Source organism: Ignisphaera sp., from assembly GCA_038831005.1.
Taxonomy (GTDB): Archaea; Thermoproteota; Thermoprotei_A; order Sulfolobales; family Ignisphaeraceae; genus Ignisphaera.
Genome location: JAWBKZ010000001.1, coordinates 40,097 through 55,048 on the forward strand (window position 1 = coordinate 40,097; position 14,952 = coordinate 55,048).

The 14,952-nt window shown below is 37.1% G+C and carries 17 protein-coding genes, 1 tRNA gene and 1 pseudogene; 11 read left to right on the plus strand and 8 right to left on the minus strand.

Annotation, left to right across the window (positions count from 1 at the left end; genetic code table 11):
- The first annotated feature begins 5 nt into the window (after positions 1-5).
- Positions 6-722: a hypothetical protein gene (locus tag QXK50_00160; protein MEM2007576.1), complete on the plus strand. Its 717-nt coding sequence runs from the start codon at positions 6-8 to the stop codon at positions 720-722.
- Here QXK50_00160 and larC read toward each other — a convergent pair.
- Genes larC through QXK50_00175 form a run of 3 tightly spaced genes read right to left on the minus strand, consistent with a single transcriptional unit; the run spans position 710 to position 3,295 of the window.
- Entirely contained in the window at positions 710-1,978 is a 1,269-nt protein-coding gene (larC, locus tag QXK50_00165) for a nickel pincer cofactor biosynthesis protein LarC (protein MEM2007577.1), read from the minus strand. The genes QXK50_00160 and larC overlap by 13 nt on opposite strands.
- A gap of 14 nt (positions 1,979-1,992) precedes the next feature.
- Positions 1,993-2,805, minus strand: a complete 813-nt coding sequence (gene larB / locus QXK50_00170) for a nickel pincer cofactor biosynthesis protein LarB (GenBank protein ID MEM2007578.1) — start codon at positions 2,803-2,805, stop codon at positions 1,993-1,995.
- Between the two features lie 22 nt (positions 2,806-2,827).
- Entirely contained in the window at positions 2,828-3,295 is a 468-nt protein-coding gene (locus tag QXK50_00175; protein ID MEM2007579.1) for a VOC family protein, read from the minus strand.
- A 58-nt stretch (positions 3,296-3,353) separates the two neighbouring features.
- Here QXK50_00175 and QXK50_00180 point away from each other — a divergent pair, with 58 nt between their 5' ends.
- Both QXK50_00180 and QXK50_00185 read left to right on the plus strand, forming a co-directional pair.
- The gene (locus tag QXK50_00180; protein MEM2007580.1) at positions 3,354-4,133 is read left to right on the plus strand and encodes a radical SAM protein; all 780 of its coding nucleotides are present in this window, start codon (positions 3,354-3,356) and stop codon (positions 4,131-4,133) included.
- Between the two features lie 412 nt (positions 4,134-4,545).
- A complete protein-coding gene (locus tag QXK50_00185) occupies positions 4,546-4,833 on the plus strand; it encodes a hypothetical protein (GenBank protein ID MEM2007581.1) in 288 nt (95 codons plus the stop codon).
- A gap of 108 nt (positions 4,834-4,941) precedes the next feature.
- Here the strand turns inward: QXK50_00185 and QXK50_00190 are convergent, their stop codons facing one another.
- Positions 4,942-6,021, minus strand: a complete 1,080-nt coding sequence (locus QXK50_00190) for a deoxyhypusine synthase (protein ID MEM2007582.1) — start codon at positions 6,019-6,021, stop codon at positions 4,942-4,944.
- A gap of 337 nt (positions 6,022-6,358) precedes the next feature.
- Between QXK50_00190 and QXK50_00195 the strand changes: the two genes are divergently transcribed.
- Entirely contained in the window at positions 6,359-7,339 is a 981-nt protein-coding gene (locus QXK50_00195) for an FAD-dependent oxidoreductase (protein MEM2007583.1), read from the plus strand.
- A 78-nt stretch (positions 7,340-7,417) separates the two neighbouring features.
- Positions 7,418-8,191, plus strand: coding sequence for a ZIP family metal transporter (locus tag QXK50_00200; protein ID MEM2007584.1), 774 nt, complete (start codon positions 7,418-7,420; stop codon positions 8,189-8,191).
- 282 nt (positions 8,192-8,473) lie between these two features.
- On the opposite strand, the gene QXK50_00205 is transcribed toward QXK50_00200, so the two are convergent.
- Both QXK50_00205 and QXK50_00210 read right to left on the minus strand, forming a co-directional pair.
- Positions 8,474-8,797, minus strand: coding sequence for a transcriptional regulator (locus tag QXK50_00205; GenBank protein MEM2007585.1), 324 nt, complete (start codon positions 8,795-8,797; stop codon positions 8,474-8,476).
- Positions 8,798-8,848: 51 nt separating this feature from the next.
- Positions 8,849-9,181: a hypothetical protein gene (locus QXK50_00210; GenBank protein MEM2007586.1), complete on the minus strand. Its 333-nt coding sequence runs from the start codon at positions 9,179-9,181 to the stop codon at positions 8,849-8,851.
- 796 nt (positions 9,182-9,977) lie between these two features.
- On the opposite strand from QXK50_00210, the gene QXK50_00215 reads away from it, so the two are divergent.
- Complete coding sequence (locus tag QXK50_00215; protein ID MEM2007587.1) at positions 9,978-11,009, plus strand: hydroxyacid dehydrogenase; 1,032 nt, start codon at positions 9,978-9,980, stop codon at positions 11,007-11,009.
- Here QXK50_00215 and udg read toward each other — a convergent pair.
- A pseudogene (gene udg / locus QXK50_00220) lies at positions 10,969-11,610 on the minus strand (type-4 uracil-DNA glycosylase). The gene QXK50_00215 and the pseudogene udg overlap by 41 nt on opposite strands.
- A 156-nt stretch (positions 11,611-11,766) precedes the next feature.
- Between udg and QXK50_00225 the strand changes: the two are divergent.
- Both QXK50_00225 and QXK50_00230 read left to right on the plus strand, forming a co-directional pair.
- Positions 11,767-11,970 (plus strand): DUF5622 domain-containing protein, encoded by a 204-nt coding sequence (locus QXK50_00225; protein ID MEM2007588.1) that lies wholly within the window; start codon positions 11,767-11,769, stop codon positions 11,968-11,970.
- A 146-nt stretch (positions 11,971-12,116) separates the two neighbouring features.
- Entirely contained in the window at positions 12,117-12,659 is a 543-nt protein-coding gene (locus tag QXK50_00230; GenBank protein MEM2007589.1) for a PUA domain-containing protein, read from the plus strand.
- Here QXK50_00230 and QXK50_00235 read toward each other — a convergent pair.
- The gene (locus tag QXK50_00235; GenBank protein MEM2007590.1) at positions 12,652-13,197 is read right to left on the minus strand and encodes a THUMP domain-containing protein; all 546 of its coding nucleotides are present in this window, start codon (positions 13,195-13,197) and stop codon (positions 12,652-12,654) included. The genes QXK50_00230 and QXK50_00235 overlap by 8 nt on opposite strands.
- 93 nt (positions 13,198-13,290) lie before the next feature.
- Between QXK50_00235 and QXK50_00240 the strand changes: the two genes are divergently transcribed.
- From QXK50_00240 to QXK50_00250, 3 genes are all read left to right on the plus strand, one after another.
- Positions 13,291-13,375: transfer RNA gene (locus QXK50_00240), tRNA-Leu, on the plus strand.
- 195 nt (positions 13,376-13,570) lie between these two features.
- The gene (locus tag QXK50_00245; protein ID MEM2007591.1) at positions 13,571-14,515 is read left to right on the plus strand and encodes a DUF362 domain-containing protein; all 945 of its coding nucleotides are present in this window, start codon (positions 13,571-13,573) and stop codon (positions 14,513-14,515) included.
- A complete protein-coding gene (locus QXK50_00250; GenBank protein MEM2007592.1) occupies positions 14,512-14,739 on the plus strand; it encodes a 4Fe-4S binding protein in 228 nt (75 codons plus the stop codon). Before QXK50_00245 ends, QXK50_00250 begins: the two co-directional genes overlap by 4 nt.
- The last annotated feature ends 213 nt before the right edge of the window (positions 14,740-14,952 follow it).

Here is a 14,952-nt window from a genome sequence, read left to right on the forward strand (position 1 = left end):
TATAGATGAGTAGTGTTAAGAGATTTGCTGAATTATTTATACCTATAGGTAGTAGGGTTTTTTCGACATACACAAGGATCTTTCTACCTATATCTATGAGCTCTATATCTATTGTGTCAACACTTCAGCCATTCCAAGACAGAGGAATAGTTTTTACGGTATATGGTTTTACTGTAGTGTTGTTACTTATGTATATCGTGAAGATTCTAGAAAGAGCACTGAGGAGTCTCACTCTACCATTCATGTTTATAGCTCTAGGTCTTCTGGTTAACTTCATATCTATGTTTTTAGGACTTACACCACCACCAATATATTCTTTAATATTGTCTGCATTCAAGGTTTCATTGATCTTCATATCTATAGCTCTTCTTATTCAATGGTTAAGTTTTAGAGAATTCAGATGTGTATTGAAGATGATCAAGTTAAGCAGTCTAGCAAAGATATTGACTATAGTGATGGCAGTTATGCCTACGCTATTCAATAACTATGCAGAATCATATACCGCAGTATTTCTGAAGCTAGGTAGACGAAGAGTTTACAAGGCTGTGAAACCATTGGTAGTTCAATCAGCTATACTGGCTCTAGATATTGCACAAGCACTCTATCTGTATGGATTCCCTAGAGATGTTTGTATATCTATTGATAGACCTAAAGCTAAAGAGATAGCTTTAATTGTGGCAATAATTTTTATAGGGATAGTACTTCTACTCTACATGCCATAGACTTCACCTCTATCTTTAATCATTCTATAAACTAAATCACGAATCGTTCTCAATGGTAGACCTGTAGCTTGAGCTATAGCCTTCAAACTCTCGTACTCTGGTTTTATAACCAGCACATTACCCTTTAGATCTTTACTAATTTTGAATACAACTGGATATTTAGTGCCTTTAATTTCTACGTCTATTATCCTCTTCTCCCTAATGGGTACAACAAATCTTCTGTATCTTGTATACCTTACACCCAGAGTACCAAGCTCATCTATAAGAATTCTGGCGATTTCACTAACCTTATCTAAATCAGCTATAACTCTAATAGTGTATCCAGGCCTATTTTTCTTCATGTATAGAGGAACTATAGCTACATCTCTAGCACCTACCTCCATAAGCTTATTAAATATATGGCCTATGATTTCTCCAGAAACATCATCTATATCAGTTTCAATTACAGCTATATCTTCAGACGCAAGATCTTCAATATCAAACTTGGTATCGTTGTATCCGACAATAATTCTCAATATGTTTGGCAAATCCTTTAAATCCCTTGATCCTGCACCATATCCTATAGATTCAATACGAATAGAAGGTATGTATTCGGTAAATTCTTTAACAATGCCTGCAATTATTGCAGCACCCGTTGGTGTTGTAAGTTCCTGCTCTATAGGGCCTCCAACTATCTTGGCCTTTACCTTTTTCAATATCTCTAATGTTGCAGGTGTAGGTACAGGATATAGACCATGTGTACAATGGATTCTTCCACCTCCAATAGCTATAGGAAGTGATATAAAGTGAGACTCTATGAGGTCTAGTGTTTGAAGCGCTATTGCTGAACCAATTACATCAACAAATGTGTCAGCAGAACTCAGTTCATGCATATGTGTGGTGTAGAGATCAATATCTCCATGAATAGATGATTCAGCTTCTACAAGTATCTCTATAGCTCTTAGAGCAAAGTTTTTTGCATTATCATTAAGATCTATATTTGAACATATGTTTCTAGTAATTTCTATCATTTCTCGTCCTGTTCTATACCTATGCTTTTCTTTGACCTTAATTCTGAGACTCTTAGCCTTAATACCCCTTTTTACAACATCAATAAAATCTAGCTCGAGTTTTTCGACACCTTCAGCATATTTTGGAACAACATCTTCAAGAACCTTTATTTTATCTATGTTAGCACCAAACGATACTAGTGCTGATAAAAACATATCGCCTGAGATTCCAGCTATGCTTGGATCTAAAACCACAACCTTCTTCATATTGATTCACACAATCATGTTATTTGCATCAAACCTTCTTTACATTTTTCTCTATATAACGAAATTCGTTTACCTATTAGTGCTGCAAGAACAGCAGCACTAACACCATTATCTATATTCACTACAGCAAGCCCCAATGGACATGCTTGAAGCATTGAATATAGAGCAGCTATCCCTTCTCCACCAAGACCATAGCCTACAGATGTAGGAACAGCTATAACAGGTACATCTATTAGTGAAGCTACAACCGATGGGAGAGCTCCCTCCATACCAGCTACAACTATAACCACATCAGCATCAACATCTTTTACCTTCTTGAGAGCCTCTATAACTCTATGAAGACCCGCTACACCAACATCATATATCGATATAGCTCTACATCCCATCTCCTCTACAACTACTCTACACTCTTCAGCTACAGATATATCGGCTGTACCAGCAGTAAGAATACCAATAGTACATTGATGCCTCCTTCTTTCAAAATCCTTCTTTCTCGCTATAGCTATCCTTCCTCTATCAAAAACTTCTATCTCTAGATCATCTATATGCAAATTCTTTAAATAATTTATATGTTCTTTCCTAAGTCTAGATATAATTATTCTACCGGTTTTCGGAACAACACTCCTTATTATCTTCTCAAGTTCTTCTAAATCCTTTCTCTCAGCGAAAACAATCTCAGGTATATCTCTTCTAAGTTCTCTACCTAAATCATATCTAATCTTGTTATCTATATAATCTAGCTCGAAAATCTTCAATCTCTTAATAGCTTCATCTACATCGATATCTCTTTTTGCAACCTTCTCAAGAATCTCTCTAATACTTGGCAAGAGATACTTCCTCTTTAATCTTCTAGTTGTTGAAGAACTTAAGAAGCTCTATAACTGTTCCTAAACTTTTTCGTGTATCCATATATATGTATATACCGTTTTCGAAATAACCAAGTTGTTCAATATCACCACCAATATCTTTTAGTTTCTCAATACATTCATCAACATTTTCTACTTTAAAAGCTATATGATGAACACCTTGACCATAGTTCTTAATGTATGTACTCCAAGTGCTATCACCATCTATAGGCTCTATCAATTCTATAACAATATTATCTAGTTCTATAAAAGCTAGCTTTGCTTTTCCAGCAGGTTTACCTCTATACATTGCTTTTGTCTTATTCCAATCATCTGTTTCAATGATTTTTGGCTTCTCGAGACCAAGGATCTTACACCATTTTCTAGCAACGTCTTCTATATCGTCTACAACTATACCTATCTGAACCACGTTCTTCAGATTCTTGGTGCAAGTCATAGAGATCATACACATGATAAACACTAAACTTAATATCTTTTTGGGGAATATTCTATCTAGAGTATGATGGTGAATGGAAGGATACAATCCAATTGAATTAACGGAAATAGTCAAGAAACATGTTACACAAACACGTAACAATATCGAGGAACGAAAATATTATCGATTCAGAGGAGGTAAATGGTACGGAGGTATAGCTACAGGTGATGTTGTTGGATGCAACCTCAGATGTAGATTCTGTTGGGGATGGCGCTATACCCATAGCGTTGACAAAGGCTACTTCATGTTGCCTGAAGAAGTGTTCACGAAGCTCATAGATATAGCCTCGGATAGAGGCTATAAATACGTTAGACTAAGTGGTGGGGAATCAACAATATCTATAGACCACTTGATTTATTTATTGAATAGAGTTGAAGAAATGAAACTCATTTTTATACTAGAGACAAACGGAATAATTATAGGATACGATGAGCGGGTAGCGAAAAAACTTGCAAACTACAGTAGGATAGTTATAAGAGTATCATTTAAGGGAACAACATCTGAGGAATTCCATAGACTTACTGGAGCTTCATCTAAATTCTTCGAGTACCAGATTAAAGCTCTCGAAAATCTTCTAGACAATGGTATGAAGCCTGGAGAAGATTTCTATCCAGCCGTAATGCTGAGTTTTACGCAAGATGAAAACTATACACAATTCAAGAGAAAACTAAGGACTATTCATCCTGTACTTTCGGAATCAATAGATGAGGAATACGTAATACTGTATCCACATGTTATCGAAATACTAAACAGATATAACCTTAAACCAAGAATAGCCTTCAAGCCAGAAAGCGTACCGGAATTTATGGTGTAGATACACCAATCATGACTAACTATAACCATATGCACACAATATTACACTATAGTGAGTATCCAAGTAACTATATGACTACATTATGTACACATAATAGTGGCTAGAGTATATCTCTGAACCAAGTATGTCTACTGCAGAGTTTTTATATACGGACCTATGCAGTTGGTGAGGATACTACACACTATTTGGATACTGTTGATAAAAATGATTGTGGGTATATACCTAGTTCAATAACAAGTTGGTTCTAGTAATACAGTAGTAGTCATAGAGGGAACGCTTAAGAGAAACTCTACTGCCGAGATCCATATTTAAACTCTGAGGTTATACCCAGGTAATTCATCTGTCTATAAGACACAATACAGAAGGAAGATAATACCTCTAGTCATAGAGCCTCCGGCGGGTTATGATAGTTATGAGGAGGCAAATATTTAGAAAGATTATAAATATTGTTGTTGAAGGTTACGCTGTTGGTGATGATGCTGTCGAACTCCGTATAAAACCTGTCAATAGCGAGGTAGAAATAACTAATCTATGCATAGAGAAACCCTACAAAGGTGGCAACGGTACTAACTGTAGAAAAGTGTTTCTATATGTGGATCAAGAGTGCTTCGGTAACATTACCCTTGATGCAATAAAGGTGAGCGATAGAGATACAATTGATTTAAATGCCAACATAAAGTTCTATACAAGGGAACAGTAGCTGTATTGTTATAGACCTTTAACAAAGGTAGTGTAGAACACAAATGAATTCCACATAAATCACTAATAAAATCATATACACCAAAATATTTTTTAATGGTGTGTTTCCTTAAACTCGTTCTCCTTTACTAGAAACCTGATTGAGTTTTTGAACCTCTTGAAATACCCACCCTAGATTGTGTACAAATCTTCTCTCAATATTTTCTTCGTATAGTGCTTGAGCTATTAGTGGTAGAGCTATTGTCGCATCTACATACGCTACCCTTTTTTTAGCTCTATAAGATACCTTTCCCCAGCTAACGGCTTCCTCTAGAGTAGCTCCTGATAATCCACCCCATTGAGGTGCATCTGTTGTTATCTGTACAACATATTCTAGCGGTTTGTAGTGTTCTTCACTTTTCTTGTTCAACTCGATAAGTGTTTGAGCAACTGTTACCAAATTGATGTAATCTTTGGGTACTCCTCCACCGATGTATATAGCTGACATCTTTTTTGCTTTTCTACCTATCTCTACTATTTGATTGAAGTCTTTAACCATATCTAGAACTATATCGTGACTTCTTTCCCTGGAAGCTAGAACAGCTGCAATACCATAAGCACTATCAACTAATGCAGGTGAAAATACTGGTACACCTACTCTATACGCAGCTGAAACTATACAGTCTATACCTCTTCTATCTAAGTATTCTCCAAAGAGATACAAGAATTCTGCTGTAGAATATCTTGATCCTCTGGGCAAGGTGTAGATGAACTCCTTTATCAAGTTCTCCATCTTTCGGTACGCAAGTTCATCTGCAAACACATCGTAGAACCTATCTATCTTGTACTTTAGAAGCTCGTAATCGTCTACATATGGGGATCCTTTGTAGTAGCTAAAGCCCATAGCTTCATATATATCTTCAGATATGTTTGCACCTGTCGATACAATAACATCTACATATCTCTTCTCTATAAACCACTTAACTATCTTCCACATACCTGCTGTACTCATAGATCCAGCTAAACCTAGAAACACGATATTATCAGGATCTTTCAGCATGGATACTATAATTTCATAAACTTCTCCTAGAGCTCTACCTTGATAAGCTGTATCGGCAAGATCGTTAAGCAGTTCTCTTACGCTTCTATTCCTCAACTCAAGTGTTTTTAGTTTCTCGATAAGATATGGATTTTCTGGAGATCTATTCATTTTATACACGTTGAAACGGTTCTAGCCAACTGTTTCTATAGTATACCCTAATAAATTTAGTAGATCTCGATCCACTATAACAACCATCATTAACAATAACTAGCTTCAGTACAAAGTTCAACCTAACCAGGTATAGAGACTGGTTAACATGATGTACCATATCAACGGTTATTAGGGATTAAGTCAATCTTCATTAATCTATATGGATTCTAGCTAGATAGCATATTATGTAAACGTTATTAGGAACCCAAATTAAGAGAACTACATGTATGAAGATATACACAATATGGTGTAGCACCTCAACATTCATCAAGCACATGAGGCTCTGGGGAAGATTATGTCTAGATTTAGATTATCTGTATCTCGAACAAAAACAGGTAAAGAGATATATGATTGTGTTGTAGTTGGTGCTGGTCCAGCTGGTCTTACATCAGCAATATATCTCGCTAGATTTGGCTTAAAGATTAATATAGTGACTAGAGATGTTGGAGGTAAGATGGCTATAGCTCCTCTAGTAGATGATTATCCTGGTATTCCCGAGATACCTGGGATAAAGCTTGCCGATCTTTTTGAACAGCATGTTAAAAAATTTGGTGTAGAAATTGTTGTAGGAGAGCTTATGGTGAACCTCAAGAGGGAGGGTGATATATGGTGTGTAGAGACAGTTAGCGGCTCAAAATTTTATGGGTATAGTGTTATAGTGGCTATTGGATGTGAGAAAAAGAAGCTTGGAGTACCTGGAGAAGATAGATTTCTTGGTAGAGGAGTATCGTATTGTGCAGTCTGTGATGCACCTTTCTTTAAAGATAAAGTTGTGGCTGTTGTTGGTGGAGGTGATTCAGCGCTTTCAAGTGCTCTTCATCTAGCATCATATGCTAGAACAGTCTATATAATCCATAGAAGGAACATGTTTAGAGCGTTTCAAGCATATGTTGATAAAGTATTGAAAGAACCTAAGATAGAGGTGATAATGAACTCAAGGGTTGTAGAAATACTTGGAAAAGATAAAGTTGAGGCTGTAAGAATTAGAACAAGTTCAGATGAAGAAAAGGTGCTGAAGGTTGATGGAGTCTTTATAGAGATAGGTTCTGAACCACCTAAACAGCTTTTGGAAAAAATAGGTCTAGAACTCGATGATAAAGGATACATAGTGGTTAAACCAGATATGAGCACAAATCTTCCAGGTGTATTTGCAGCAGGAGATGTTACTGGAGGACCCCATAAAGTACGGTTCGAGCAGATAATTGTGGCGGCAGCCGAAGGAGCTATAGCTGCAAACTCTGTTTACCACTACCTATTGTCAGTTAAGAAAGATTAAAATCAAGTGTGATTTAGATCTTTAAAGTATATAGGTTTACCTTTCGTAGCGTTTAGTTGATAGGGAAGGTATGAATTGATGTATCTTGATTCAGTATCCGAACCAATACTATTGGTCTTAATCAATGGATCCATAGTTATGGGGGCAACATCTCTAGGTTCGTTAACAGCTTTCTTTGGATATAGACTTTCTGATAGATATCTCGATCTAAGTCTAGGATTTGCTGCAGGAATAATGATTGTTGCCAGCTTCAGTAGCTTGATAATGCCTGCAATAGATGAGGGCCTGTATATTGATGTAGGTCTTGGCATAGCTCTAGGAACACTATTGATATTATTGTTAGACAGAGTTCTACCTCATGAGCACGAAAGTGTGGGATATGAAGGTCTAGAACGTTTCAGGGAGAAAATACGCAAGGCATGGTTAGTAGCTCTAGCCATGATCATCCACAACATACCTGAAGGACTTGCAGTAGGTGTAGCAACAATCTATAGCCCTTACTTAGGATTGGCAACAGCTATAGCTATAGGGCTTCAAGATGTAGTTGAGGGTATGGCTACATCACTACCTTTAGCCTCTGCTGAAGGAAAACGTCTTAAAGCTGTAGCCATAGGCATTATAAGTGGTGTGATTGAGTTACTAGCCACGTTTAGTGGAGCAGCTCTAGCTACATTGAGTAGAATATTCCTGGGTATAGGTATGGGGCTAGCTGCAGGAGCTATGATATATGTTGTAGTAGAAGAGATACTTCCAGAGATATTCCATAGACAAGCAAGAAATAGAAGAATAGCCACACTAGGGTTCATCATAGGGTTCTATGCAATGCTATACCTAGATATACTAATACATTAGCCAAATCACTAAATAAAGATAGCAATTTAGAACACCTGGGGAGAAGCTGGAGCTAATTCTCCACAGATCTTGAGAATGATGTTCAAAATCTATAGAATACGATATACAGAACACGTAGCTATGTATATATTCAGGTAATCGTTGGCTGTATACATACCCTAGGCTATTACATTAAGATTCCATATATAGACATCCTAGATAGTTACTCAGTATCATCACAAGACATTATATAGCAATCAAATTAGATATAGAGCATGCTATATGTAGAGTATTGCTCTACATCTACCTATTACCTATGACAAATTTCGGAGGCTCTATCCATTCTGATCTACATCTAGGACATCTCGATGGCTTTCTAGGTCTATCAAGTTCAGAAAACACATAGCCACATTTTCTACATCTTGCAGGTAGCATGAGCAATAACTTTTTATTTCCACTTTGTCGTCTAACGGTTTTCGCTATATGCGCCAAATGTTCATAAACATCGTAAACATCTATCCCCATAATCTGTGCAATCTCTTCCGCAGATAATGGGGCTTCTGTTGCTTCTAAAAGCTTCATTATCCTCTGTCTAATACTCCCCAAATATTCGTCTCCAAAATACACTCATAACCACCTTAAAGAGATGAAAGGGAGATAGGATTTGATCTAGTGGATTCAACACTCTGTGAAACCAAGCACTCTACACCATTCACGAATTATTTCTTCTTCTGCCCTCTCTTGCTCAATGAGTTGATGTTCAGCATAATTAGGTTTCCTGGATCCTTTATCGAGGCTCATCTGAATATATTCAACAGCCTTTCTAGTTGGATGAGAAACTATACTGATGTAAGCTCTAGCAATAGCTGCTACAGTTGCCTCATGTAGAACAATGACCTGGTCCTTCAGAACAAGAATCAACCTCATATGTCTATGGTTCGGCGGAATAAAACCTACAACCTTAACAACATCACTATTCCTATACACCTTCACATCAGTAGATACAGACATAACAACTCACTACTCAGTCCTTTCTTAAACAAGTTTATAGCTGATTAATACTTGATAGTTCTAGATCAAATATGGTATTAATATCTCATAAAGATTTCTATTCATTGTAACTATATTGATCGGTATATGGATAAGAGGCACGGTCTCCTAATTATCTGTATATACATCTACTATACCCTCTGTAAGACAAAGAAATAAAGACTAGGGTTTAAATAATGTTGATATAGAGAATTTGATTAATTGTTAGTGGGTGTTATCCATATACTTCCTAGATTTTGTTAGAGTATGCAGTATGTTTTAAAGAAATCAAGGAATTAGATTAAAACATTTGATATATTGAGAGATTTCGGAAATTTTTAATAAATTCTCTATATCGACCAACAGATTATGTTCTTCAGATTTTTCGAAGGTAGAGATTAGTTAAAATCAGTATTCGAGAGCATTGGATATACATTAAATCACATTCTAGATTTATTCGATGTTTGTTATCTGAGTGATTGAAGGTTTTGTTGATGTGGATGGATTTTGAAGTATGGTTATGTTTTGTTAATGTCTTTGACCGATTTTCATGGTGATGGGTATTTGTGTTTGATTTTTCTAGTTTATTGATCTTTATTAGAAGTAGTGATTGTGGTTAAGTGTGGGTTTGTTCTGATTTCCTCAAGATAAATAATATTACCAAACTCTTGATTAATCATACATAATCTATGGGGGTGTATAGATAGATTAAGGTCTAGTTCACTATTACTGGTTTGCTAGATCAGTTAATGTAAATGTATATGTGTGGGTGGTTTAAGTGGATAGATATAGATCTAAGGTAGTGATTACAGCTCCTATACACAATATATGTATTGATATACTTAAGCAGAAAGCTGATGTATATGTTTATGAGAAGCCATTGTTGAATGAAGAAGAGATTATTGAAGTAGTTAGAGAAATTGATCCAGATGCCATTGTAGCTGTTCGCGGTGTTGAGAAGATAACTAGAAGAGTGTTTGAAGCATGTAGTAATCTGAAGATTGTTGCTAGAAATGGTGTAGGTTATGATGGTGTAGATGTTGTAGCGGCTACTGAGTATGGTGTGTGGGTAACTATAGCTCCTGTTAAAGAGCTTTTTCAAGCTGTAGGTGAACATGCTGTTGCATTGATCCTGTGTTTAGCTAGAAAGATATGTTTAGCGGATAGACGTGTTAGAGAAGGTGGATGGATAGACAAGGATCTTTTGGGTATAGGTTTAGAGAAGAAGATTATAGGGATTGTTGGTCTAGGTAGGATAGGTGTTGAAATAGCTAGAAAGGTTAAAGGGCTTGGTGTAAACGTGATGTATTTCGATATAGCTAGAAAAGAGGATCTTGAGTCAAGTCTAGGTATCGCTTATTCAGATCTATACACACTATTAAGAGAATCAGATTTCGTCATTCTATCGGTTCCATTAACAGAAAAAACAAGAGGAATGATAGGCGAACAGGAGCTCAGATTAATGAAGCCTACAGCCTATGTAATCAATATAGCTAGAGGTGCTGTAATTGATTATCCAGCTTTACTGAAAGCACTAAAAGAGAGATGGATAGCAGGTGCAGCTCTAGACGTATTTCCTATAGAGCCTGTGCCTAGAGATGACGAGATCCTGAAGCTAGACAACGTTATATTAACACCACATATAGCTTGGTTTACAGAAGAAGCCAGAATAGCTATGGCTAAAACAGTTGCAGAAGAAGTTGTAAGAGTACTTAGCTGTGGAGAACCTCTCTATCCTGTGAATCCCGAGGTAAAGGATAGGGCCAAGGCTAAGTGTCGCTCTCTACGTAATCTAGATGCCTCTTCTTGACGTAGTCTAGAAGCGTTTTAGCATCTCTTTTGCTCCTTTCTTCACCGATATTTCCATGCATTAAGTCCCTTATGTACCTCAGATCGCTTGCCAGCATTTCTCGTAGAGAAGGGTTGTAGAGGGCTGCTGCAGGATGTATTGTAGGTATTATTGAGACATCTAAACCCAACAGATTTATTGAATAGACTCTACCCCTCATCCTCATAACACCTTCCCATTCAATACCATACATCGAGAACACCCTCTTACCAGCGATATTTCCCAATGTTACCACAATCTTGGGTTTGAGCATAGCTATCTGAGACTCTAGATATACACTGCAATTCTCTATCTCATCATCTCTCGGCTCTCTATTCTGTGGAGGTCTACACTTAACAACATTAGTTATATAGGTTTGTTCACGTCTAATATTCAAGCTCTCTAAAACCATAGTGAGTAAACGGCCAGCCGCACCAACAAAAGGTCTTCCAAGCTCATCTTCTGTAGCTCCTGGAGCTTCTCCTATAAGCATTACTGAAGCAGTTCTAGAACCTTCGCCAGGCACAGCGTTTTTCCTGTATCTATGTAGAATACATCTACTACAGCTCTTTATACTAGCTTCAAGTTCTTCCCAAGACTTAAACCGATTCGTGGAGACTCACCTTCGTCTATATCAATGTCTATGGTGTACCACTAGATGTGTAGTAGACACAATAACGTTTATATTTTATAGCTGTATATGTACAAGATCTGAAAGCTTATAGTCTGGTGGAACTCTATGGGTCTCAAGCATAAAAAGTACATCTATGTAGCTAGAGCAGATGGATACTACGTAAAGATTAGAGTACTGAAGAGTAGAACTGACGAAGAATCTAGATACATGGTGATCGGTCCAAAGGTTAGAGAACCTCCATTAAACGCTCAAGTTATTAGGGAAGACCAGCTACCAGATAAAATAAAAACAGAACTTTATACAGTATAGGGTAGTAGAGCTAGATGATGATGTCGACGTAAACGGATTGATGACGAGGGGTCGATACTCTGACAAAAATAGCCAACGATCATCAGTATAGGAACCAGGGTTAGATAGCCTTAGGTACTCTATGGACTTTAAGAGGTGCTGAAGGTATGTCAGGGCTTAAGATACAGTACCTCTCTAAAAAAGCTGTAAAGAGCATTCTGACGTTTCTTGAGAATAGAAAATATATAGACCCGATTTTCTTGGAAATAATTAGGGAGCATGAAGAGGTTAAGCTAGTCGTAGGCAGTAGGTTTGAAATAATAGTATTTGATTCAATACCGGCGTTATTTAGGAAGCTAGATAGAGACATCTATATGCCAACACTATATGTACTGAATATGCTATATAGTAGCAAAAAGATTGTTATTGTACCAAGTGTAACAACAGATGAAGGTGCTATAGCTCCTTTGAAAAGAGGGGCAGACTTAATGATACCTGGTATAAAGAAGATAAACAAGAGCTTTAGCAAAGGAGATATAGTGGCTATAATGGAGCCTGGAGAAAGATATATCGTGGCAGTAGGTATAGCTCTAGTTAATTCCATAGATATAGCTCCTAATATGAAAGGTAGAGGTATAGAAAATCTATCGCATATAGATGACGAGATATGGTCAACATCTCTACATATAGTTAAGGCGCTTTCTAGATAACATTAGGCCTCTTAATCCTAAACAAATTCTCATCGCTTCTGCTGTATATAGATATAAAGGTGTTCTCATAAACTACCTCAATCCTAATGATATACTCATAGTTCCTAAAGTCAATTACGGCTATACCGAGATTCTCGATAATATTGCCAATATATCTTAGTAATGAAGAACAGGAGTCTATAATGTTGCCACGCTTTCTACATCTTCCTATAGCTTTTATCGGGAGTCTATATCCCTTCAATAGAATAGCATCTACAACACTTCTCGCTATATGTTCATAACTTGTAGAACACACAAAATCAATAGGTATTACCCAGTAGCCTCTAACATTTCTAGAGACTATGTACCTAACAACAGTATATACATTGAGTTGCCTTTCCATGTATACCACAACAAAACCTCTACCAGAAAACCATGAACATCTAGCTTCAATACCATAACTAAATAGTATGTCTAATACCTCACTACATACACTTTCCTCGTTACCGATACCACACGTAATCATTATCATGGGTTCAGTAACCTTGACATCTATCACAATTCAACACGCTCGTACCTCGTCATCACCCAATAGGTAAATAAACATTTAACCCCTAAAAACTGGTTAATATAATTTCGGGAAACAAGTAGTGCGGGGGTGCCCGAGCTAGGTCAAAGGGGGCGGGCTTAAGACCCGCTGGCGTAGGCCTGCGTGGGTTCAAATCCCACCCCCCGCACTAGAGTTTTTAAATGCTGATTATTATCATACATGGTTATGGAGATTCAATGAGATGCACATCATATGGATATGTAGATTTGTGGTTAAGATCCTTATGAATGTCCTGATGGTCTGTTCTAATAGTATTTTTCATATACATTTATATTGGTTCCTAAACCGAGGGCTCTAATATACATGTTATTGGGAGAGCTGTATGGGGAAAAGTGTTGTACTTTTTGCCTCAGCCCAACTTGAGCAGCTAGATGAAAAGTATAGTTTGTCTTTCAAATTCAAGAATCTGCTGGAGAAGTCGTCGTTAAGTAGCATTATAGAGCCAGGCAATACTGTTGCCATAAAGTTACATGTAGGTGATATGTCTCATGGAGGTTTTAGAACCATTAGGACAATATTCGTTAAAATACTTGTTGATTATGTTAAAAGTGTCGGTGGAGTACCGTTTCTAACAGATACATGGGGTCTTAACCACGTTATAGTTGGTATAGAGAATGGATATGGCTATGAAGCTGTTGGAGCACCATTAATACCTGTTTCGGGTATAAAGGAACACGATGTTGTAAAGGTTCACGTACCTAATGCGTTAAGGTTGAATGAGGTAGAGGTTGGTGGGAATGTATACTATGCCGATGTCATTATAAACTTTGCCCATAGCAAAGGTCATCCAGCCTCGGGCTATGGTGGAGCCATAAAGAATATAGCTATGGGTTGCACAGGACCTAATACACGAAGAGAGGTACATAATCTCGAGCAACTCGATAATTATGGTAGAGCATTTCAAGAAGCACTAGTTGATGCATTCCATGGTGTTATCCTTAACAAGCCTAGGAAAGTGTTTCACATAAACTACGCACTCGATATAATACCCACATGCGATTGTGCTCCATGGTCAGATATACCTATAGTTCCTGATATAGGGATACTGGCATCAGAAGATGTTGTAGCTCTAGAGAAAGCAACACTAGATATGATTAACGAAGCACCTGTTGTTCCTAGATCTATAGCCGAGAAAGCAGATATAAAACCGAGAGAAAACAAGTTCTTTAAACTGCATGCCAAAGATCCATATATTCAGGTGGAGGCTGGTTATAGAAAGGGTTTAGGTTATCTTGATTACGAGATAGTTATGGTGGAGATATCTTGAGGCAAAAAGTATGGGTAAATCAAACAAAATGTATTGGATGTGGCAAATGTGTAGCGGTATGCACAAATAATGTATTTAAGATTGTTAACAGGAAATCTATTGCCGTAAATCCTGAAAACTGTGTTACATGTAGAGCATGTACAACTAATTGCCCTACAGGAGCAGTATCTTTAGCACCACGTGATATGTATGCTACATATGCTAGATTCTATAAGAAGAGCTAGATACTTGAAAATCAAATCATTAGCGATGTATTAGAACTTTATAGTGTAGATAGACAAGACATAGTTGATGTTCTTTTCCTTACGGATATCTAATGGATACTTATCAGCGATATACAGTTATGTACCTAGTTATTCTAAATGAATCATCATCTATATCGATTATCGAGGAAACGATAGTCATATACTCGATACAGAGGATTGGTGTTTGAGGTT

Bases quoted from the DNA above. Each gene is read 5' to 3' on its own strand.
- QXK50_00160 (MEM2007576.1), top strand. From the start codon at position 6: ATGAGTAGTGTTAAGAGATTTGCTGAATTATTTATACCTATAGGTAGT.
- larC (MEM2007577.1), bottom strand. From the start codon at position 1,978: ATGAAGAAGGTTGTGGTTTTAGATCCAAGCATAGCTGGAATCTCAGGC.
- QXK50_00175 (MEM2007579.1), bottom strand. From the start codon at position 3,295: ATGTGTATGATCTCTATGACTTGCACCAAGAATCTGAAGAACGTGGTT.
- QXK50_00180 (MEM2007580.1), top strand. From the start codon at position 3,354: ATGGAAGGATACAATCCAATTGAATTAACGGAAATAGTCAAGAAACAT.
- QXK50_00185 (MEM2007581.1), top strand. From the start codon at position 4,546: ATGAGGAGGCAAATATTTAGAAAGATTATAAATATTGTTGTTGAAGGT.
- QXK50_00190 (MEM2007582.1), bottom strand. From the start codon at position 6,021: ATGAATAGATCTCCAGAAAATCCATATCTTATCGAGAAACTAAAAACA.
- QXK50_00195 (MEM2007583.1), top strand. From the start codon at position 6,359: ATGTCTAGATTTAGATTATCTGTATCTCGAACAAAAACAGGTAAAGAG.
- QXK50_00200 (MEM2007584.1), top strand. From the start codon at position 7,418: ATGTATCTTGATTCAGTATCCGAACCAATACTATTGGTCTTAATCAAT.
- QXK50_00210 (MEM2007586.1), bottom strand. From the start codon at position 9,181: ATGTCTGTATCTACTGATGTGAAGGTGTATAGGAATAGTGATGTTGTT.
- QXK50_00225 (MEM2007588.1), top strand. From the start codon at position 11,767: ATGGGTCTCAAGCATAAAAAGTACATCTATGTAGCTAGAGCAGATGGA.
- QXK50_00230 (MEM2007589.1), top strand. From the start codon at position 12,117: ATGTCAGGGCTTAAGATACAGTACCTCTCTAAAAAAGCTGTAAAGAGC.
- QXK50_00245 (MEM2007591.1), top strand. From the start codon at position 13,571: ATGGGGAAAAGTGTTGTACTTTTTGCCTCAGCCCAACTTGAGCAGCTA.